The organism is Streptomyces sp. NPDC086023, assembly GCF_044540325.1.
Lineage (GTDB): Bacteria > Actinomycetota > Actinomycetes > Streptomycetales > Streptomycetaceae > Streptomyces.
In genome coordinates, this window is sequence record NZ_JBITRX010000023.1 from 16,105 (window position 1) to 36,761 (window position 20,657).

General features: G+C 72.9%; 12 protein-coding genes. 3 read left to right on the forward strand and 9 right to left on the reverse strand.

The window, feature by feature from the left end; genetic code table 11:
* Position 1: 1 nt before the first annotated feature.
* From ACIF6F_RS31955 to ACIF6F_RS31965, 3 genes are all read right to left on the reverse strand, one after another.
* Positions 2-856 (reverse strand): esterase/lipase family protein, encoded by an 855-nt coding sequence (locus tag ACIF6F_RS31955; protein WP_399954979.1) that lies wholly within the window; start codon positions 854-856, stop codon positions 2-4.
* 111 nt (positions 857-967) lie between these two features.
* Positions 968-2,170, reverse strand: coding sequence for a DNA polymerase thumb domain-containing protein (locus ACIF6F_RS31960; protein WP_399954985.1), 1,203 nt, complete (start codon positions 2,168-2,170; stop codon positions 968-970).
* Positions 2,167-5,823, reverse strand: a complete 3,657-nt coding sequence (locus ACIF6F_RS31965) for a DNA polymerase III subunit alpha (RefSeq protein ID WP_399954988.1) — start codon at positions 5,821-5,823, stop codon at positions 2,167-2,169. The genes ACIF6F_RS31960 and ACIF6F_RS31965 overlap by 4 nt, the downstream gene beginning before the upstream one ends.
* 164 nt (positions 5,824-5,987) lie before the next feature.
* On the opposite strand from ACIF6F_RS31965, the gene ACIF6F_RS31970 reads away from it, so the two are divergent.
* Positions 5,988-7,145: a DUF3533 domain-containing protein gene (locus ACIF6F_RS31970; RefSeq protein ID WP_399954991.1), complete on the forward strand. Its 1,158-nt coding sequence runs from the start codon at positions 5,988-5,990 to the stop codon at positions 7,143-7,145.
* On the forward strand, positions 7,142-7,804 hold the full coding sequence (locus ACIF6F_RS31975; protein WP_399954995.1) for an acetate uptake transporter: 663 nt from the start codon (positions 7,142-7,144) through the stop codon (positions 7,802-7,804). Before ACIF6F_RS31970 ends, ACIF6F_RS31975 begins: the two co-directional genes overlap by 4 nt.
* 154 nt (positions 7,805-7,958) lie before the next feature.
* On the opposite strand, the gene adhE is transcribed toward ACIF6F_RS31975, so the two are convergent.
* Entirely contained in the window at positions 7,959-10,613 is a 2,655-nt protein-coding gene (gene adhE, locus ACIF6F_RS31980; protein ID WP_399954998.1) for a bifunctional acetaldehyde-CoA/alcohol dehydrogenase, read from the reverse strand.
* A 257-nt stretch (positions 10,614-10,870) separates the two neighbouring features.
* Here adhE and ACIF6F_RS31985 point away from each other — a divergent pair, with 257 nt between their 5' ends.
* Positions 10,871-11,755 (forward strand): alpha/beta fold hydrolase, encoded by an 885-nt coding sequence (locus ACIF6F_RS31985; RefSeq protein WP_399955002.1) that lies wholly within the window; start codon positions 10,871-10,873, stop codon positions 11,753-11,755.
* A gap of 129 nt (positions 11,756-11,884) precedes the next feature.
* Here ACIF6F_RS31985 and fxsT read toward each other — a convergent pair whose 3' ends face one another.
* From fxsT to fxsA, 5 genes are read right to left on the reverse strand one after another with little or no spacing between them, the layout of a single operon-like run.
* The gene (gene fxsT / locus ACIF6F_RS31990) at positions 11,885-15,823 is read right to left on the reverse strand and encodes an FxSxx-COOH system tetratricopeptide repeat protein (RefSeq protein ID WP_399955004.1); all 3,939 of its coding nucleotides are present in this window, start codon (positions 15,821-15,823) and stop codon (positions 11,885-11,887) included.
* The gene (locus ACIF6F_RS31995) at positions 15,807-17,246 is read right to left on the reverse strand and encodes a TIR-like protein FxsC (protein WP_399955174.1); all 1,440 of its coding nucleotides are present in this window, start codon (positions 17,244-17,246) and stop codon (positions 15,807-15,809) included. The genes fxsT and ACIF6F_RS31995 overlap by 17 nt, the downstream gene beginning before the upstream one ends.
* Positions 17,247-17,275: 29 nt before the next feature.
* Positions 17,276-18,040: an aminoglycoside N(3)-acetyltransferase gene (locus ACIF6F_RS32000; protein WP_399955006.1), complete on the reverse strand. Its 765-nt coding sequence runs from the start codon at positions 18,038-18,040 to the stop codon at positions 17,276-17,278.
* A 31-nt stretch (positions 18,041-18,071) separates the two neighbouring features.
* The gene (gene fxsBH / locus ACIF6F_RS32005; RefSeq protein WP_399955010.1) at positions 18,072-20,306 is read right to left on the reverse strand and encodes a radical SAM/SPASM protein FxsBH, inactivated beta-hydroxylase extension form; all 2,235 of its coding nucleotides are present in this window, start codon (positions 20,304-20,306) and stop codon (positions 18,072-18,074) included.
* A gap of 29 nt (positions 20,307-20,335) precedes the next feature.
* Positions 20,336-20,500, reverse strand: a complete 165-nt coding sequence (gene fxsA, locus ACIF6F_RS32010) for an FxSxx-COOH cyclophane-containing RiPP peptide (RefSeq protein WP_399955013.1) — start codon at positions 20,498-20,500, stop codon at positions 20,336-20,338.
* Positions 20,501-20,657 lie beyond the last annotated feature (157 nt).

Sequence of the window (20,657 nt, forward strand, 5' to 3'; positions counted from 1 at the left end):
CTCAGCCGAGGACCGAGGCGCACGTGGTGGGTTCCGCGTGCGCCGGGTCCAGGGCGTTGACCGCCTCGTGGTAGGCGATCCGGTCGGTCAGACCGATGGCGACGTGCTCCGAGAGGTCGAGCGGGCAGAGGTCCTGGACCACGACGTTCCGTACGCCGGGCCCGTCGAGGAACTGGCTGCGGTACGGGGTGACCACCTGGTCGTACCGGGTGGAGATCACCGTGTACGTGACTCCGGGGACGGTGTCGCCGCCCTCGTTGAGCCTGGTCAGGAAGGCGGAGCCGGCGATCTGGTCGGCGAGTCCCGGGGTGGCCGCGCTGATCAGGTCCTCGGCGCCGGGGAAGTACGGCAGGAGTCGGGTCAGCCCGAGGAGGGTGGTCCCGTGGTTGTCGGGGGCCAGGCCGACGAGGGCGTTGACCTTCTCGGCGCCGCCGAGGAACTTCAGGTACCAGCGCGGCATCATGCCGCCCTGGGAGTGGCCGACGAGGTCGGCCTTGGCGGCGCCGGTCGCGGCGAGGACCTTGTCGACGAAGGCGTCGAGCTGGCCGGCGGACTTCTCGATGGGGCCGAGGCCGTGGAAGAAGGGCACGCCGGGCAGCTGCCCGTAGTCGAGCGAGAAGACGCAGTAGCCGCGGTGCACCAGGTACGGGGCGAAGGCGAGCCAGTTGTCGACGGAGTTGCCGAGGGTCCCGTGGACGAGCACCACGGGACGGGGGTGGGCGGCGGAGGGCTTGCAGGTGTAGTCGTTCCAGCCGGAGCTGGGGGCGGTGGCGGCCTGGGCCGCGGTGGGGGTGAGGGCGGCGCCGGCCAGCATCAGGGCGGCCAGGGATCCGAGCAGTCGTCGCCAGGGCAGCATCGGGTGGTCTCCTTGCGGTCAAGGGGATGCGATGTGGGGATTCGCCCGTGATCCGGATCACAAGGTCGAGCTGCACCGGTCAAATTACGGGTGGGTAGCAAAACTGGGAAGTTACGCGTCGGTAAAATTACGCCGCCCGAGTGAGCCGGGTACGACGGCGCCGGGACCGAACTTCGCCCGCACCCGGTCCACGACCGCCTCGATCCGCCGGGACTTCTCGTCATCGGGGTCGAAGCTGAGCTGCCGGGCGGCGCGTTCGGCCGGCAGCAGCCCCTCGGCCCGCAGCGACAGGGCGCGCACCCGGGCCCGCTGGAGGCCGAGGGACCCGTATACGGCGTAGGCGGCGGCGGTGAGCGCCGCGGAGTGGGCCGTGGGTTCGGGCAGGGCCTTGGTGCGGGTGAGCGTGGTGCGGTCGGCGCAGCGCACGGTGAGGGCGAGGGAGCGGCAGGCCTGGCCCTCGGCTCGCAGCCGGGCACCCAGTTCCTCGGTGAGGGAGAGCAGGGCGCGGCGGTGGCGTTCGGGGTCGATCTCGTCGCGGCCGAAGGGGCGTTCGGCCGCCAGGGAGCGGGCGGTGGCGCCGGGGACGACGGGGGTGCGGTCGATGCCGTGGGCGCGCTCGTGGAGTTCGCGTCCGGCCCTGGCGCCGAGGATGCGCTGGAGGGCGGGGAGCGGGGCCGCGGCGATCCGGCCGACGGTGTCGAGCCCGTACGCGCCCAGGGTGCGGGCGGTGGCGGTGCCGACGCCGTCGAGGGCGACGGCGGGCTTGCGGGCCAGGAACTCCCGTACGGCGGCGGGCTCGTCGGGGACGAGCAGGGTCCGGCCGGGGCGGGCCTCGCGGGCGGCCATCCGGGCGAGCATGGGGCTGGGGGCGGCGCCGATGGAGCTGTCCACGCCGTGCAGGGCGAGGGCGCGGACCCGGATGACCGCCGCCAGCCGTGCGGTGTCACAGGTGAAGTAGCGCAGTGCGCCGCGGACGTCGGCGAGGGCGCCGTCCGGGGGCAGCGCCTGCACCACCGGGGTGAGCCCGGAGAGCAGGTCGAGCAGGCCGGCGTGGGTGTCGGCGGGCAGGGGCGCGCCGTCGAGCGGCCGGAACCGGACACAGAGCACGGTCGCGCCGGCCCCGTACGGGGCTTCGTCGGCTGCGGGGTGGCAGGCAGGCGCCGGGCGGAGCGCAGGGCCGGTGCCGCGTGCCGGGTGGTGCGTCGTCTCGGGTGCGGGGCGGCTCGCGGTTCCGGCTGCCGGGCGGGGTGCCGGGCCGGTGCCGGGCGCTCGGCGGCGGGCCGTGGGGGCCTGGGTGGTGGTCTGGGGTGTCATCCCGCGCTCCCCGGGCTGGAGTGCCAGAGCTTGCGGCCGGTGGCCGGGCCCGAGCCGGGGGGCTGGAGGTCGGCCCACGGGTTCAGTTCGTAGCCGGTGGACAGGTGGATGCGGCGGCCGCTGTCGGCGCCGTGGCGGCCGTCGGGGGCGGGACGGCCTTCGGGGGCGGGACGGCCTTCGGGGGCGGGTGCGGACCCGTCGCCCGTCGCGTCGCCGCCCGTCGCACCGCCGCCGGCCGGCCCGCCGCCGGAAGGACCCGAAGCGTCGGGGCCACCGGGGCCGCCGGACGCGCCGGACGGACCGGCGGCGGGTTCGGCGAGGCGGGCCGCGACCGCGTCCAGGCCGCCCTCGCGCCGGAGTTCGGCCAGTTCCGCGAGGTTCCAGGCGGCCTCGCCGACCACGCTGAGGCTCTGCGGCCCCCGGCGCTGCACCACGCCGCGGACCAGCAGCAGCCAGGAGTGGAAGACGGTGTGCGCGCACCGCTCGTGGCTGTCGTCGAAGAAGGCGAGGTCGACCAGGCCGGTCCCGTCGTCGAGGGTGGTGAAGATGACCCGCCGGCCGGACCGGATGGGCGGGGTCTGGGTGGCCGCCTTGGCGCCCGCGACCAGCACGGTCCTGCCGTGTTCGGCCTCGCGCAGCCGCCGGGCGGGGACGGCGCCGAGTTCGGCGAGGAAGGCGTGGTGGTCGTCCATCAGGTGGCGGGAGGCGTCCATGCCGAGGACGCCGAGTTCGGCGCTGAGGCGCTCGGCCTCGTTGAGGTCGGGCAGGCCCACGGGCGCGGTCCGGCGGCCGCCGTCCAGCGGGAGTTGGCCGCCGTGCGCGGCGAGTCCCCTGCGGGAGCGGTGGAGTTCGGACAGGTGCAGCAACAGGTCCCGGCGGTTGGCGCCGAAGGAGTCCAACGCGCCGACCTGAGCGAGGCGTTCGGCGACGGGGCGGCCGGGGTGGGCGCGGTCCCAGAAGTCGAGCAGGGAGGCGTAGGGCTGACCCTCCTCGATCCGGGCGGCCTCGGCCTCGCTGATTCCGTGGACGTCGCCGAGGGCGAGGCGGAGGCCCCACCGCTCCGGCGAACCGGACACCAGTTCGATTCGATGGGCCACGGCGGAGCGGTTCACGTCCAGGGGCAGTACGGGCACCCCGCGCCGCCGCGCGTCCGCGAGCAGCAGCCGCTTGGGGTACATGCCGGGGTCGTGGGTGAGCAGGCCGGCGTAGAAGGCGGCGGGGTGGTGGGTCTTGAGCCAGGCGGACTGGTAGGTCGGGACGGCGAAGGCCACCGCGTGGGCCTTGCAGAAGCCGTAGCTGCCGAAGGCCTCGACGATCTCCCAGGTGCGGGCGACGACCTCCGGCGCGTAGCCCTTCTCCTCGGCGCAGCGGGTGAACCAGGCCTTGATGCGGCCCTGCGACTCGGGGTCGGAGAGGCCCCGGCGCACCCGGTCGGCCTCGTCCCGGCCGCAGCCCGTCATGATGTCGACGATCCGGATGATCTGCTCGTGGAAGACGACGACGCCGTAGGTCTCGCGCAGCGGTTCCTCCAGGTCGGGGTGCGGGTAGCGGACGGGTGCGCGGCCGTGCCGGGCCTCGATGAAGGGCCGGACCATGTCGGCGGCGACCGGGCCGGGGCGGAACAGCGAGATGTCCACGACGAGGTCGTGGAAGGTGGCGGGCTGGAGCCGGCCGACCAGGTCGCGCTGGCCGGGGGACTCGATCTGGAAGCAGCCGAGGGTCTCGGCGGAGCGGATCAGCCGGTACGTCGCCTCGTCGCCCGGGGGCAGCTGCGCGGGGTCGTCGAGGTCGACCTCCTCCCCCGTGGCGCGGCGGATCTCCGCGACGGCGTGGGCCATCGCGGACTGCATGCGGACGCCGAGGACGTCGAGTTTGAGCAGCCCGAGGTCCTCGACGTCGTCCTTGTCGAACTGGGACATCGGGATCGGTGCGCTGCCCAGGCCGGGACCGAGGGGGACCTCGCCGCTGGTGGGCACGACGGGGGTGCGGGCGAGCAGGGTGGAGTCGGACAGCAGCACGCCGCAGGGGTGCATGGCGATCCCGCGCGGGAGCGCGTCGAGCGCCTCGACGAGTTCCCACAGCCGGCCGTACCGCTCCCCGTCGACCTGCCGGAGTTCGGGGAGTTCGGCCAGGGCGGCGCGGGCGTCGCGGGCGCGGATGTGGGGGAAGGCCTTGGCGAGCCGGTCGGTCTCGGCGGGGTCCAGGGACAGGGCGGCGCCCACGTCGCGGATGGCGTGCCGGACCCGGTAGGTCTCGGGCATGGCGACGGCGGCGACGCGTTCGGGGCCGAACCGGTCGAGGATGGCCCGGTAGACCTCCAGGCGGCGGGCGGATTCGACGTCGATGTCGATGTCGGGCAGCACGGGGCGGCGTTTGGACAGGAAGCGCTCCATGAGCAGGTCCTGTTCCACCGGGTCGGCGTGCGCGATGCCGAGCAGGTGGTTGACGAGGGAGCCGGCTCCGGAGCCGCGGGCGGCCACCCGGATGCCCATGTCCCGTACGTCGTCCACGACCTGAGCGACGGTCAGGAAGTAGCTGGCGAAGTCGTGGTGGGCGATGATGTCCAGCTCGTGGTGCATCCGGTCCCAGTACGCGCGCCGGCCGGCGTAGCCGCGGAGCACCATGCCGGCGGCACAGCGGGAGGCGAGGACCCGCTGGGCGGTGCGGCGGCCGGCGCCGACCAGGCCCGGTTCGGGGAAGTGCACGGATCCCATGCCCAGGTCGTCCTCGGGGTCGACGGCGCAGGCCTCGGCGGTGTGCCGGGTCTCGGCCAGCAGCCGGTGCGCGCCGTCGCGGCGCAGGCCGGCCGCCTCGGCGACGCGTTCGGCGGCGGCGGCCATGGCGCGGGGGTCCTTGAGCCAGCGTTCGCCGCCGTCCAGGCCCTTGCGGGGGTCGATGGGCACGAGGCGGCGGGCGGCGTCGAGGACGTCGGCGACGGGGCCCTGGCCGGAGTCGGCGTACCGGACGGCGTTGCTGAGGACGGCGCGTACGCCCTGTTCGGCGGCGAAGCCGACGGTACGGGCGGCCAGGCGGAGGGATCCGGGGCCGGTGCCCGGTACGCCGTGGTGGACGGCCTCCAGGCGCAGGGCGTCGCCGTAGACCTCCCGCCAGGGGGCGAGCAGGCGGGCGGCGCGGTCGGGGCGGCCGGCGGCGAGGGCGCGGCCGACCTCGGAGTCGGGGCCGAGCAGGACGAAGAGGCCCTCGGCGTGGTTGTGGGGCCAGGGCAGGCGGGGCGGGGCGGTGGTGCCGGGGGTGCGGGCGTGGGCGGCGGTGACCAGGCGGCACAGGTCGGCCCAGCCGGCGGCGCCGTCGCGGGCCAGGAAGACGGCGCGGGGGGCGGACTCGTCGACGAAGGCGCCGCCCTTGACCGGGGTGCGGCGGCGCTGGGTGGTGTGCGGGGTGACATGTGACACTGCGGTGTCACCGGTGACGGGGGCCGGGTCGACGGCCAGGCCGGTGCCGAACAGCGGCCGGATCCCGGCCGCGGCGCAGGCCTTGGCGAACCGGACCGCGCCCGCGAGGGTGTCGCGGTCGGTGAGGGCGAGGGCGTCCATGCCCCGCTCGGCGGCACGCTCCGCCAGCCGTTCCGGGTGCGAGGCTCCGTACCGCGCGGAGAACCCGGAAACGGTGTGCAGATGCGTAAAACCGGGCACCCGCGCCTCCTGCTTCCCTCGATGACCGCCTCCCCCTCTTCCACCATAGACCAGTTTCGAACGCACGTACGACACAAATGTTCGACCGGGAAGGCGGGCCTCCGGTCATCCGTTCGGACCCTTCCTGCTGTCGCCGCACGGGCCCTGCACCGAGCGTGGACGGTATGACTCAGCGCACCTCAGACGCCCCGGCGGGGCCGCCCCCCGGTTTTCTCGCCGAAGTGAAGGACGCCGTCACCACCCGGGCCGCGCTGCTGCTCATCGGGGTGCTGGCGCTCCAGCTCGCCTTCATCGCCTCGTACATCGGTGCCTTCCACCAGCCCAAGCCGCACGAGATCAAGCTCGCCGTGGTCACCCCGGCGGCCCAGATCACCGACCAGGCCGTCCAGCGGCTCGACGCCCTCCCGGGCGACCCGCTCGACGCCAGCGCCGTCGCGGACGAGGCCACCGCCGTCGACCGGATCAAGGACCGGCAGGTCGACGGGGCCCTGCTCATCGACCCCCGCGGCACCACCGACCGGCTGCTGGTGGCCGGCGGCGCCGGCGCCTCCCTCTCCCAGGCGCTCCAGGAGGTCGTACAGGCGGTCGAGGCGGCCCAGCGGCGGAACCTGGTGACCGTCGACGTGGCACCCGCCGCCAAGGGCGACGCGCGCGGCCTGTCCTCCTTCTACCTGGTCGTCGGCTGGTGCGTGGGCGGCTACCTGTGTGCGGCGATCCTCGCCATCAGCGCCGGGGCCCGCCCCGCGAACCCGGCCCGCGCCCTGATCCGGCTCGGCGCGCTGCTGCTGTACGCGGTGGTGGCCGGCCTGCTGGGCGCGCTGATCGCGGGACCGGTGCTGGACGCCCTGCCCGGCAGCCTGATGGCCCTGTGGGGGCTGGGCACGCTGCTGGTCTTCGCGGTCGGCGCGCTGACGCTGGCGCTCCAGGGCCTGGCCGGTGTGATCGGCATCGGCCTGGCGATCCTGATCGTGGTGGTGCTGGGCAACCCCAGCGCGGGCGGCGCCTACCCGTGGCCGCTGCTGCCGCCGTTCTGGCGGGCGATCGGGCCCTGGTTCCCGCCGGGCGCGGGCACGTACGCGGCGCGCTCGGTCGCGTACTTCAAGGGCAACGACATGACCTTCTCGATGCTGGTGCTGGCCGGCTGGGCGGTCCTGGGCGCGGCGGTGACCATGGCCTGCGCGCTCCTCCGCAAGGGCGGCGGCCAGGGCCCGGCCGGGACCGCGGTGCACGGGGCCACGACACCCGCGGGCACGACACCCACGGCCGCGACGCCCGGGGGCGCCGCACCCGGTGACACCGCGGCGCCCGGCAGCCGCCCGTGACGGGGAACGTGCTGCGGCACCGGCAGGGGCCCGCCGAGCAGTCGATCTCCGTCAAGCGGATGGAGCCGACCGCGCAGGCGCAGCTGGGTCCGCTGGGCCTGACCGGGTTCATCGTGGTGACGGTCATCGCCACCGGCATCGACGCGGGGGTCTTCCCGGAGAAGCTCGCCCATTCGGTGCTGCCGGTGGTGGGCTTCTTCGTCGGCGGGCTGGCGCAGCTGCTGGCCGGGCTGTTCCAGGCGCAGCGCGGCGACACCTGGCACGCCACGGTGTTCGGCGGGTTCGGCACCTTCTGGATGGCCAAGGCGGCGCTGCTCCAGTGGGTGCTGCCGGCCACCGACCCGGCGCTGCGCGGGGACGTGTCGGGGCTGTTCGCCCTGCCGTGGGTGTTCGTGGTGTTCGTGCTGTGGCTGGGGAGCTGGCGGATCCACCTGGCCCTGCTGGCGACCTTCACCTGCGTCCTGGTCGTCTTCGTCGGCATGACCGTCCACGGCTTCACCGGCGACGTGCTCTGGAACAGGATCGCGGGCTGGTCCGGGCTGCTGGCCGCGCTCGGAGCGACGTACCTGCTGGCGGGCCAGATCCTCGCGAGCACCTGGGGCCGCCCGGTGCTGCCGATGGGCCGCTTCCTCGCCCCGGAGGACGCCCCCGAGGCGTGATCACCACCCTGGCTGGAGGTCGCGGGGCGGGAGGGGGCCGCTGGGCGAGCCGCTCTGGTACTGGCCGAAGAAGTGACCGACGGGCGGCGAAAGGCCCGGGGCCTGTCCGGCGCGGCTGCGCCGGACAGGCCCCGGGCCTGCTGTCTGCCGTCGGTCACCTCTCGCCAGGGGCTCCCTCCCGGTTCCCGTAGTAGGCCTGGCGCATGAGCCGCTGCATGTCGTCGATCATCGGCATCCGCGGATTGGCGGGGGCGCACTGGTCGGCGTAGGCGTTCACGGCCTGCTGCGGGAGGGCTTCGATGAAGGCCCGCTCGTCGACGCCCGCCTCGGCGAAGGAGGCCGGGATGCCGCAGCGGCGGCGCAGGTCCTCGACGGCCGAGGCGTAGGCCTCCACGCCCTGTTCGGGGGTGTCGGCCGGGAGGCCGAGCATGCGGGCGATCTCCTGGAAGCGTTCCGGTGCCCGGTAGACCTCGGCCTTGGGCCAGGGGGTGGCCTTGTGGGAGACGGTGCCGTTGTGGCGGATGACGTGGGGCAGGAGGAGGGCGTTGGTGCGGCCGTGGGCGATGTGGAAGGTGTTGCCGAGGGTGTGTGCCATGGCGTGGACGAGGCCGAGGAAGGCGTTGGCGAAGGCCATGCCGGCGACGGTCGAGGCGTTGTGCATCTTCTCGCGGGCCTCGGGGGCGCGGGGGCCGTCGGTGACGCACCGTTCCAGGTTCTCGAAGATCAGCTTGATGGCCTGGAGGCAGAGGCCGTCGGTGTAGTCGTTGGAGTACGCGGAGACGTAGGCCTCGGTGGCGTGGGTGAGGGCGTCGAAGCCGGAGTCGGCGGTGACGGTGGGCGGGAGGTTCATCGGGAGGACCGGGTCGACGATGGCGACGTCGGGGGTGAGCGCGTAGTCGGCGAGGGGGTACTTCTGGGCGGCGGCGGGGTCGGAGATGACGGCGAAGGGGGTGACCTCGGAGCCGGTGCCGGAGGTGGTGGGGATGGCGACGAGCTTCGCCTTCTCGCCGAGCCTGGGGAAGGTGTAGGCGCGCTTGCGGATGTCGAAGAACTTCTCCTTGGTGTCGGCGAATTCGACCTCGGGGCGCTCGTACATCAGCCACATGATCTTCGCGGCGTCCATCGGGGAGCCGCCGCCGAGGCCGATGATGGTGTCGGGGCGGAACTCGCGCATCAGGGCGGCGCCGGCCTGGACGGTGGACAGTTCGGGGTTGGGCTCGACGTCGGCGATGACCTGGACGGCCACGGCGTCCGGGCGGGCCTGGAGGATGTCGGTGACCTTCCGGACGAAGCCGAGGTCGACCATGGTCCTGTCGGTGACGATGGAGACGCGGCTGATGCCGTCCATCTCGGCGAGGTAGCGGATGGAGTTGCGCTCGAAGTAGATCTTCGGGGGCACCTTGAACCACTGCATGTTGTTGTTGCGCCGTCCGATCCGCTTGATGTTGACGAGGTTGACCGCGGTGACGTTGTTCGACACCGAGTTGTGCCCGTAGCTGCCGCAGCCGAGGGTGAGGGAGGGCAGGAAGGCGTTGTAGACGTCGCCGATGCCGCCGAAGGTGGAGGGCGAGTTGGCGATGACGCGGACGGCCTTGACCTTCCGGCCGAACTCCTCGACGAGGTCCTCGTCCTCGGCGTGGATGGCGGCGCTGTGGCCGAGGCCGTGGAACTCGACCATGCGCGCGGCGAGTTCGAGTCCGTGCTCGGTGCTGTCGGCCTTGAGGGCGGCGAGGACCGGGGAGAGCTTCTCGCGGGTCAGCGGTTCGCCCTCGCCGACCTCGGCGCATTCGGCGAGGAGGATCGAGGTGCCGTCGGGGACGGTGAAGCCGGCCTGTTCGGCGATCCAGCGGGCGGACTTGCCGACCACGGCGGGGTTGAGCTTTGCGCCGGAGCAGTTCGCGGCGAACGCGGTGGCGCCGAAGACGTACTCCTCCAGCTTGGTCTTCTCGGCGGCGGTGACGATGTGGGCGCCGAGCCGCCGGAACTCGGCCAGGCCCTGTTCGTAGATCTCGGCGTCGAGGACGACGGCCTGCTCGGAGGCGCAGATCATGCCGTTGTCGAAGGCCTTGGACAGGACGATGTCGTGGACGGCGCGGTTGAGCTTGGCGGTCTTGTGCACGTAGGCGGGGACGTTGCCGGCGCCGACGCCGAGGGCGGGCTTGCCGCAGGAGTAGGCGGCCTTGACCATCGCGTTGCCGCCGGTGGCGAGGATCGTGGAGACGCCCGGGTGGTTCATGAGGGCGCCGGTGGCCTCCATGGAGGGCTGTGCGACCCACTGGACGCAGTGCTCGGGGGCGCCGGCGGCGATCGCGGCGTCGCGCACGATGCGGGCGGCCTCGGCCGAGCAGTTCTGCGCGGAGGGGTGGAAGGCGAAGATGATCGGGTTGCGGGTCTTGAGGGCGATCAGCGCCTTGAAGACCGTGGTCGAGGTCGGGTTGGTGACGGGGGTCATCGCGCAGACCACGCCGACGGGTTCGGCGATCTCGGTGATGCCGTTGAGTTCGTCGCGGCGGATGACGCCGGCGGTCTTCAGGCCGCGCATCGAGTTGACGACGTGTTCGCAGGCGAAGAGGTTCTTGACGGCCTTGTCCTCGAAGAGGCCGCGGCCGGTCTCCTCGACGGCGAGCCGGGCGAGTTCGCCGTGGGCGGCCAGGGCGGCGAGTGACGCCTTCTTGACGATGTGGTCGACCTGCTCCTGGGTGAACGTCTCGAACCGGCCGAGCGCGGTGAGCGCGTCCTGGACCAGTCCGTCCACCATCTCGTTGGCCTGCATGCCGGTCTCCTTCATTGCGACCCGTTTTCCCGACATCTCAATTCGACACCCGCAAACGGAGGCGGGGGTGCCGAAAAAAGCCCCCTTCCGGTGGTCCGAAAGTCCTTTACGATCACCGGCGGGACGCCGATAGTCCCGGTTGACCTGCGCATATGCCAGAGGACCAAAGGCCCCTTGTGAGATTGTGAAAACTTTCACAAGAATTTCGGACAAGTGCGCTCTTTCGTGCGCCCTCCACCCCGGCGACAATCATCGATGGCAGCTGAAGCGGTCTACCGCGAGGGAGGCGAGGCGTGCGCAACCGGGTGCGCGCCGCGGACGGGCGGCATCTGTTGGTCGAACGGCTGGGAGACCCCCGCGGCAAGCCGGTCTTCCTCCTCCACGGCATGCCGGGCAGCCGGCTGGGCCCGGCCCCCCGGGGCATGGTCCTGTACCAGCGCCGCATGCAGCTCATCGCGTACGACCGGCCCGGATACGGCGGCTCCGACCGCCATCCCGGCCGCACCGTCGCCGACGTGGCCCAGGACGTGGCCGCGATCGCCGACGCCCTCGGCATCGAGCGGTTCGCCGTCGCGGGCCGCTCCGGCGGCTCCCCGCACGCCCTCGCCTGCGCCGCGCTGCTGCCGGACCGGGTCACCCGGGCCGCGGCCCTCGTCGGCCTCGCCCCCTGGGACGCGGACGGACTGGACTGGTTCGACGGCATGACCGCGCACAACGTGCGCGAGTACACCGCCGCGACCGTCGACCCGGAGGAGCTGGCGGCCCGGCTGATCCCCCGCGCCGACGGCATCCGCAAGGACCCCAAGCGGCTGCTGGACGAGCTGCGCCAGGAACTCACCGACCACGACAAGATGATCGTCGCCGACGCCGGACTGCGCCTGATGCTGGAGGCCAACTACCGCGAGGGGCTGCGCACTTCCGCCTACGGCTGGATCGACGACCTGCTCGCGCTGTCCAGCCCCTGGGGGTTCGACCCGGCCGACATCCGCTGCCCGGTGCTGCTCTGGCACGGCGAGCAGGACGTGTTCTCGCCCGTGAGCCACTCCCGCTGGCTGGCCCGCCGCATCCCCGGCGCCACCACCACCATCGAGCCGGCGGCGGCCCACTTCGCCGCCTTCCGCGCCCTCCCCCAGATCCTGACCTGGCTGCTGCGGGACCCGGAGGCGCCGCCGGACTGACGGGGCGGGGGCCGCGCCTCCGTGTCACACCGCAATGTCACATGCGACGTCACACGGCGGCGCCGGCCCGGTCCGGTCCCGCCCGGCCCCGTCCCGCACCCGCCGGGCGGGACCGGACCGGCCCCCGCCTCACACCGCCAGCGGCTCCAGGTCCCGGTGCACCCGCCGCGCCTCGCGCGCGTACCGGGTCAGGGCGTGGTCCTCCCCCAGCTGCCGGGCGAGGTCCAGCACCGTCTCGGCCCGCAGCCGCGCGGCCTCCTCCTTCCGCCCGACCATGTCGAGGGTGACCGACATGTTGGAGGCGGCGCTCAGCGTGTCCGGGTGGTCGGGGCCGAGGGCCGACCGGAGCCGCCCGAGCGCGGCCCCCTCCAGCTCCAGCGCCCGCTCCGGGTCACCGAGGTCGGCGTACGCGTTCGCCAGGTTCAGCGTGGCGCACACGGTGTGCGGGTGGTCGTCGCCCAGGACCTCCCGCATCAGGCCGATGGCCTCCCGCAGCATCTCCCGCGCCGTCTCCGGCGCCCCCGACCCCCAGTGGAAGATCGCGAGGTTGTTGATGGCGGCCAGGGTGTACGGGTGCCGGGCGCCGGGCACCTGCATGTACTCGTCCACCACCTCCTGCGCGATGTCCCGCGCCCCGGCCGCGTCGCCGGTCGCGAACAGGTCGGCCGCGTAGTTCAGGTCGCAGGCCAGCAGGTCCGGGTTGACCGCGGTGTACTTGGCCTTGTAGCGGCCCCGGGTGGCCTTGGTCAGCCGCAGCGCGTCCTCCAGCTGCCCGGCGCGGCGCAGCGAGACCGCCAGGTTCTTGCCGGCCGACAGGGTGCCGGGGAAGGCCCGGCCGAGCCCCTCCTTGTAGATCTCGTACGTGCGGCTGAGGAGTTGCACGGACTCGTCGTACCGGCCGACCTCACGCAGGTCGCGAGCGAGGTTCTGGGCGGAGGAGAGGGTGTAGGGGTGCTCGGGGCCCAGGACCTCCTGGCGGAGCTTGTAGACCTCCTCGTCGATGTTGTACGCGTCCTTGTAGCGGCCGATCATGCGCAGGTTCAGGGCGCGGTTGTTGGCGGCGGCCAGGGTGCGCGGGTGCGCCTCGTGGAAGATCTGGCTGAACCCGTCGTGCGCGGCGGTGGCCAGTTCCATCGCCTTGCCGTACTGGCCGAGGGCGCCGAGGTCCATGGCCAGGCCGCTGGTGGTCATGTAGGTGTGCGGGTGGGAGGCGCCGAGGGCGGCGGCCTGCCGCTCCAGGGTGACCTCGTCGAGTTCCTTGGCCTCCACGAACCGGCCTTGCGAGCGCAGGATGTTGGAGAGGTGGAAGCGCAGGTAGAGGTACTGGAGGTCGGTGTCGCCGAGCTGTGCCTTCCAGGCCTCGCGGAGTTCGGTGGCGAGCTGGAAGGCGGCCTTGAAGTCGCCGCGCTTCCACAGGTAGCGGACGCGGTCGATGAGCAGCCTGCGGGTCTCGGGCTCCTTGCAGTAGCGGGCCTCGGAGGGGGCAAGGTGCGGCCAGATGGTGGCGAAGCGGGGCCAGGTGCCGGGGTTGTCGATGGGTTCGTCGTCGTCGGGGCGGGCGCCGGCGAGGATGCGGTGGACGGCGTGCCGGGCCTCGCGCTGCTCGTCCTCGCTCAGCTGGGCGCGGATGACGGCCTGGACCAGGCGGTGGACCTGGATGCTGTTGCTGACCTGGTCGACCTTGGCGAGGGCGAAGCGGCCGATCTCGCGGATGACGCGGCCGAGGACGAGCTTCTCCTGGAGCGAGGCGTCGTACGGCTTGAGGGCGTCGATCATCTCCTTGCTGTAGAGGAGGTTGGCGCTGATCGGTTCGGGTGCGAAGAAGGCGCACAGCTGGAGGAGCCGGACGGCGGCCGGTGAGCGGCTCTGGAGGCGCTCTATGGAGACGTTCCAGGTGGCGGCGACGGGTTCGGGGTAGCCGGCGGGCTGGTTGAGGGCGAGGACGCGGGCGGCCTGCTGGGCGAGCTGTTCGAGGTAGGCGGAGACGGGGGTGGCGGTCTCCGCGATCCAGGCGCCGGCCTGTTCGACGGCCAGGGGGAGGTCGCCGACTGCGGTGGCGACCTGGTCGGCGTCGTCGAGGGTGAGGCCCGGGGCGCGGCGCTGGAGGTGTTCGACGGACTCCTCGCGGAGGAACACGTCGACCGGGAGCGCGTCGCCGTACTGGGACCAGCTCTGGTTGCGGGAGGTGACGAGGATGTGGCCAGGGCCGCCGGGCGGGAAGAAGCGCTTGAGGTTCTCGGGGTCGTCGGCGTTGTCGAAGACGAGGAGCCAGCGGGAGGTGGGCACGCCGCGCCGGAGGAGGTCGATGGCCTCCTGGGAGGCGGCGGCCATGTCCTCGCCGGTCTGGGCGCCGAGCCGGACGGCGAGTTCGGCGAGGCCGGCGACGACGTCGTCGGTCTGTTCGGAGGAGATCCACCAGACCAGGTCGTAGTCGGCCATGAAGCGGTGTACGTATTCCAGCGCGACCTGTGTCTTGCCGACGCCGCCGAGTCCGTAGAGGGTCTGCGGCTGGGGCAGCACCACGGATATGCCGCCGCCGAGCTGGTCCCGCATGCGTTCCAGGACGACGCTGCGGCCGGTGAAGCCGGGGTTGCGGGGCGGGGCGTTCCAGATCTTGGGGACGGTGCCGGGGAAGCGGGGCCCGGGGGTGGAGTTCTCGGGGAGTGCGACGGGGCGTTCGAGGGCGCGCAGCAGGGCGGTGGTGGCGTGGGCCTCGTCGAGCCGGAAGAGGTCGACGGGGTTGCGGTCGAGGTGGGGGGCGTTCATGCGGACGTCGCCCACGCGCAGCGGTATGAGGCCGCGGCGGCCGCCGGTGGCGTCCTCGGTGGCTGCGCGTTCCCAGACCTCCATGGCGCGGGCGGACTTGAGGTAGGCGCCGGAGAGGAGGACGACGGTGCGGGCGGGGGTGTCGGTGCCGAAGCCGGCGCCGAGGGTGTCGCCGGAGGTGTCGGCGGAGACGTCCTTGGGGACGACGCGGAACCCGGCGCGGGTGAGGACGGATTCGATCCAGTCGGCCCACATGCGGTTCTCGGCGACGTAGCTGAGGAAGAGGTCGGCGGGCTGGGCGGGGCGGCGGCGGGTGAAGGCGTCGCGGATGCGGAGCCGGACCTCTTCGCCGACGGGCGGCATGGAGGTGATCTCTCCGCCGGTGACGACGGCGGTGAGGCGTTCGAAGGCGGAGAGGAGGGAGTTGGTGAGGCCGGCTTCGTCGCCGAAGGTGGCGAGGGTCTCCTCGTAGGCGTAGTAGGGCCGGTAGGGGATCTCGACGGCGCCCCAGTAGGCGGTGGCCTCGTCGCCGACGAGGCCGGAGGGGAAGCGGTCGAACTTCAGGCGGGCCAGGGCGCGTCCGGCGTCGGCCTTCTCCTTCTCGCCCTCGTCGATGCGCATGGGGACGGGGTAGATCCTGATGCCGCGGTCGGGGTAGCGCTCGTCGATCTGGCGGGCGACGGAGGCGGCGCCGTCGATGGACTGGTCGGAGAGCGTGAAGCAGTCGACGAGGACGTCGGGGAGGTGGACGGTGCAGATGTCGGCGATGTCGCTGAGGCCGGTGCGGCTGTCGATGAGGACGTAGTCGTAGTTCTCCTTCATGTCCGCGCGGAGCGCGTCGAAGAAGTGGCCGCCGCCGAGCCGGTCGTAGAAGTTGTCCCAGTCGAAGGTGGAGACGGTGGCGGAGTACTCGCGGTTCTGGCGGCCGGCGGAGACGAAGTCGAGGGTGCCTCCGTCGGGGAACTCCCAGCCGAGGTTCTCGGGGGTGAGGGAGACGGCGTGCTGCTGGATGCGGGCGTAGTCGCGGTGCCAGTCGTCGGAGCGCTGGACGGGGCTGGTGGCGGCCCAGGCGTATTCGGTGATCAGGTCGATGACGCCGGTGGTGGCGCCGAGGGTGGAGGGGTCGAGGAAGGGGTGGAAGAAGCGGTGCAGGCCGGGGGCTTCGAGGTCCCAGTCGAGGGCGAGGACGCGCTTGCCGTTGGCGGCGAGGATCCAGGCGGTGTTGGCCAGGGCCATGGTGCGGCCGGTGCCGCCCTTGTACGAGTAGAAGGTGACGATGCGTCCGTCACGACTGGCCGTCATCCGTGTCCTCCGCATCGGTGTGGTGTGCCTGTGCCCGGTCGTCTGCGGGGTGGTGGTCCCCGTCGGTGGCGGCTTCGTCCCGGGGGCCGGTGGTGGCCGGGGGGAGGTGGTCGGGTGGGAAGGGCGCGGGCGGTGGGAGGGGTGGGCCGCCGGATATGCCCATGGGGCCGAGGAGGCGGGGGCGTTCGGTGTGGCCGCCGCCCGCGGGGGGATAGACCTGGGCGTGTCTGAGGAACTGCTGCGCGGCGGCCTCGACCACCTGCGGCAGGATCTGCCCGAGGGTTTCCATGTTCGTCACGCCGTTGGCGGCGGCCCGGCAGGCGGCGCGCCCCTGGCTCATCTTGACCGGCATGGTGTCCTCTAGCCGATGGACCAACTCGCTCTCCTTCGCGCGGCTCTGGGGGTCGAGCCGGTTCCACGGCACGACCACGCTCACCCAGGGGCGGGGGTCCTGGTCGAAGGCGGCGAGGCGCTGCCTGCGCTGTTCGTCGGCCACCGCCCAGCGGTCGACGATCAGGATCTCCGGCCGGGTGGGGGGCTGTTTGCTGTCGAAGTGCCCGGCCTCGTCGTCGAAGGAGGCCATGGTGGTGCGGTAGTTGAGCGATCGGACGAGGTCCTCGGCGACGTAGGCGACGGGGCGCCGGGCGTCGGGGTGGTAGGGGTTCCAGTCGAGTGCGGAGTCGCCGTAGTAGGAGTGGCTGCGGCCTTCGGGGAGGTCGTGGCGGGTGGCGGCGGCGACGGTGACCTGCATGGTGCGGGCGGTGTTGCCGGGGTTGCCGAAGGCGCTGGGGACGAGGCGGTAGTCGACGGGGCGGCTGGACTGGAGGCGTACGGTCTCGGCCACCCGCACGATGCGTTTGGCGAGTTCGTAGACGGCGCGTTCGTACTGTTCGGCGTAGCTGCGGAGTTTGATGAGGCCGTAGAGGCCGTCGGTGACGTAGCGGTCGCCGAAGGTGTTGTGGTTGAACTGGAGGCGTTCGGCGGGTCCGGGGAGCTGGTCGGGGGGTACGGGGACCCAGAGGGCGGGGACGATGGCCTCGGTGGGTTCGTTGCTGAGGGCGCCGTGGCGGATGGCGCGCTGGGCGAAGGCGTACCACTCCTTGCCGCACATCTCGCTGGCGAAGTAGCGGGGGGAGAAGAGCGGGACGAAGACCAGGCAGGAGGCGAGTGCGGCGCCGAGCCGCTCCGACCAGCCCTCTCCGGCGCGCATCTCGCGGTCCATGAATCCGGCGGGGGATCCGGCGGGCAGGTCCGTCAGGGCCATGACGTGGCCGCAGAGGTCGCGGAAGAGCCTCTCGACCCACATGTCCGGGTCGGGTCCCCCGGCCCCGTACCGTGGTGTGTGCGCGTAACTGAGAAAGAAGTACGGCTGCGCTGCTGAAGGCACACGACCCCCGTCCCGTGATGACCACTCACATCGAATGGAAACGATTCCCTTCGGCGTTCAGTCAATCAACGCCTATTTTCGGTCATCCAGGCAAGGGCGTGGTCCACCGCGTCGGTGATCGAGAAAAGCACCGCGGCCGCCCCTCCCAGTAGCCCCCTGCGGACCGCGGATTCGGGAAGGCTGTTGCCGATCTCCGCGAAATCCCCGTCGTCGAGCGCGACATCCTCGTACCCGATCCACCGGGACTTACCCCGCAGGCCCACGACGCAGCGGTACTCGCGCACGGGAGGCTTCGGAATTCGGTATTCCGCGAGATGGAATGCCGTGCACACCGAGAATCCCACGTTGATCATGAGCACCTGTGCCCCCGTCCAGAACAGCGTTCCCAGGGGTGACTCCTCCCCCAGGTGGCATTCCGTACGGTGCCCGGCGCACAGCATTCCCGCGTCCCGCCCGAGCGCGGCGAACGAGGTCTGCGGGTGGGCGCTGCGGTGCGCGCCGGGGGCGGTCCGCACGGACTCGGCCAGCCGTCCCATGCCCTCGCTGGGGGTGGTCAGCGGGTCGAAGGCCGGCATGGCCGCGCGGAACGCCGCGGCCTCGGCCTCGGTCATCCCGGCGGTACGGGCGAGGTGCACGCTGGAGGAGGCCGAGTTGCCGGGGGTGAAGGCGGGGACGACGAGGGTGCCGTCCTCCCCCAGGGCGCCGGTCAGGGCGTCCCGGACCTCCTCGGCCCGCAGGCCGGTGCCGCGCAGCGAGGCGTGCACCAGCAGCCGCCCGCCCGGCCCGACCCCCAGGTTCCGCAGGTCCTCCCGCAGGTCCGGTGCGCTCACGCCTCCGGCCCTTCCGCCGTGCGGGGGCGGGTCACGCGCCGGCCCCCTTCAGTTCGCCGTGCAGCTCGGCGGCCAGGGCCTTGCCGGTGCTGGTGAGTTCGGCGGCGGCGGACAGCCGGTCGAGGGCCTGCTCGACCCGGTCGCCGGGCACGCCGTACCCGGGCGGCAGCGGTCCTTCGGCCCTCCGGTACGCCTCCACCGCCACGCCCTCGTACACGTCGGCCAGCAGCCGGGACACCGGCACCGGCTGCTCCCGCCAGGGCGAGGGGTGCAGCCACTCGCCGTCCAGCGCGTACAGGTCGGCCACCTCGGTCAGGGCCCGCAGCCGGGCCCGGCGCCGGCCGGTGAGCAGCGCGAGGGCGGTCTCGCGCACCCCGCCGGTGTGGGGCACGCCCAGCGCGCCGGGGCCGTGCCGGCCGGCCTCGCCGCGGCCCGCCCGGGGGCCGCCGGCGAGCGGGGTGAGGGTGGTCAGGCCGGCCCGCGCCTGCCGGGCCAGGCCCGGCACGGTGCGGTGCAGCAGGGCCCAGGCGGCGGACAGCCGGCGCCCCCACTCGGCGGCCTCGGCGGCGCCCAGCCGGAGCCGGGGCGGGCGGGGGAAGCAGTTGCGGTACGGGTCGAGGTCGTCCAGTGCGGTGTCCTCCCAGACCCGTACGGGGTGCCAGCGGGCGTCGGAGGTGCCGGGCCCGAAGCGGTACTCGTGGCGGCCGTCCCGTACGAGGTGTCCCTGACCGTCGGTGCGGAGCACCGCCCGGCCGTGCGTGCCGGGCTCGCCGATCCGCAGCAGGCCGAGAGTGGGCAGGTACACCTCGCCGTCCCGGTACGGCACGGGCGCGGGCAGGGCGAGGCCGCCGCGCAGCACGGCGGCGGCGGCCAGCGCGGCGAGCCGCCGGGCGGCCTCGGCGCCCTCGGGCCGGCCCTGCCGTACGGCGTCCAGCGCACCGAGCAGCCAGGTGCGGGTGTAGGGGTGGTCCAGTACGGGCTGCAGCGCGTCCCCGGCCTCCTCGACGGCGCCCAGCAGTTCCCAGGAGCGGTCCCAGTCCGCTCCCCCGGCGCCGGCCAGGTCGCGGTGCAGGCGGGCGAGCAGCACCCGGGTCAGGTCCTGCTGGGCGGTGTCCAGTTCGGCGGGCTCGCGCAGCGCGGGGGCGGTGGTGGTGCCGGCGGTCCGGCCCTCGACGCCCTCGACGAGTTCCCTGAGGTCGGCGCAGTAGACGGAGGGGTTGTCGAAGCCGGTGCCGGGCCGGTAGCGGTGGGTGTAGAGGCCGCCGCCGCACGAGCGTACGACGGGGCAGGCGCGGCATGTGCGGCTGACCCCGGCCAGGCCGAGCTGGCGGGCGCGGACGCCGGGGTGGGCGGCGACTTCGTCGAGGCTGTGGGCGAAGACGTCGAAGCCGGTGGCGGCGGCGCCCTCGTAGGCGCTCTTGAGGGAGTCGACCTGCTCCAGGGTGCCGTCGGTCTCGACGACGACCAGGTCGGTGGGGGCCAGGCCGAGGGACTCGGTGAGGCTGGGCCCGCCGCGCAGGGTGCTGAGCAGGGAGGAGAAGAGCCGGACCGGGACCGGGCGGCCGGCGGCGTCCCAGTGGTCGAAGACGCGGAGCAGCCAGCGGGCGTAGGCGTCGGGGGCGCCGTCGGGGCGGGGCGGCGGGGTCTCCCAGGTGGCGTGCGGGAGCAGGAAGTCGATGCGGGGCGGTTCGAGTGCGGTGAGCGCGTCCAGGACGGCGACGGGGTCGTTCTCGATGTCCACCGTGCACAGCAGGCCCTGGTAGAGGTGGCGGTAGGGGGCCGACCTGAGGAGTTCGAGGGCCTTGAGGACCAGGGGGTGGCTGGTGCGGCCGTCGGCGAAGCGGCGGTGCCGGTCGTTGGCGGCCCGGTCTCCGTCGAGGGAGACGCCCACCTTGACGTCGTACTCGGCGAAGAGGTCGAGGTAACGGGGGCTGAGCTGGAGGCCGTTGGTGTGGATGCGGAGGTCGAGGTCCGCGACGCCGTCGAGGGCGCGGCCGAATTCCTCGCACACGGTGCGGAGCCGGGCGGGGCCCGCCAAGAGCGGCTCCCCCCCGTGAAGGATCACGGTGACGGAGGGGAGCGCATGGTCCCGGGCGTGTTCCGCGAGCCGGGCGGCGGTCCGGGAAATGACCTCTTCCGAGATCACTTTCGGCCGGGCTCGCCAGCTCTGATCTGCGTGTTCGTAGACATAGCAGTGATCACAGGCAAGATCGCATCTGCTGTGAACCTTCAGGACGATCTCGCGGAATGCGATCAGGCCGGTCATTCCACCAGCATAGAGCGGTTACTCGGGTGCTAGAGCGCCGAGTTGAAGATCGGAGTCTGTACCGGGCGACCGGATTCCGAGGGAAGTACACGACTGAGAGCGGCCGCCGCAGCGGTGCTGCGCACGTCGATGTCGGCCAGGGGAACGCGACGGTTCTTGCCGGCGCTGGTCGAGGGGGTAACAGAGGTCTTCACGGCCGTCCTTAGTTGGGGCCCTCACAGCGGTGACCGGGGAGGGCATGGAAATGACAACAGCGACGCGCTAGTGTCGGTGTGGACTTTACTCTTCTGCGCACTATTGGCAACCGAGACATGAGGCCAGGTCAAGCGTTCTATCGAAAGAGTGAGCACC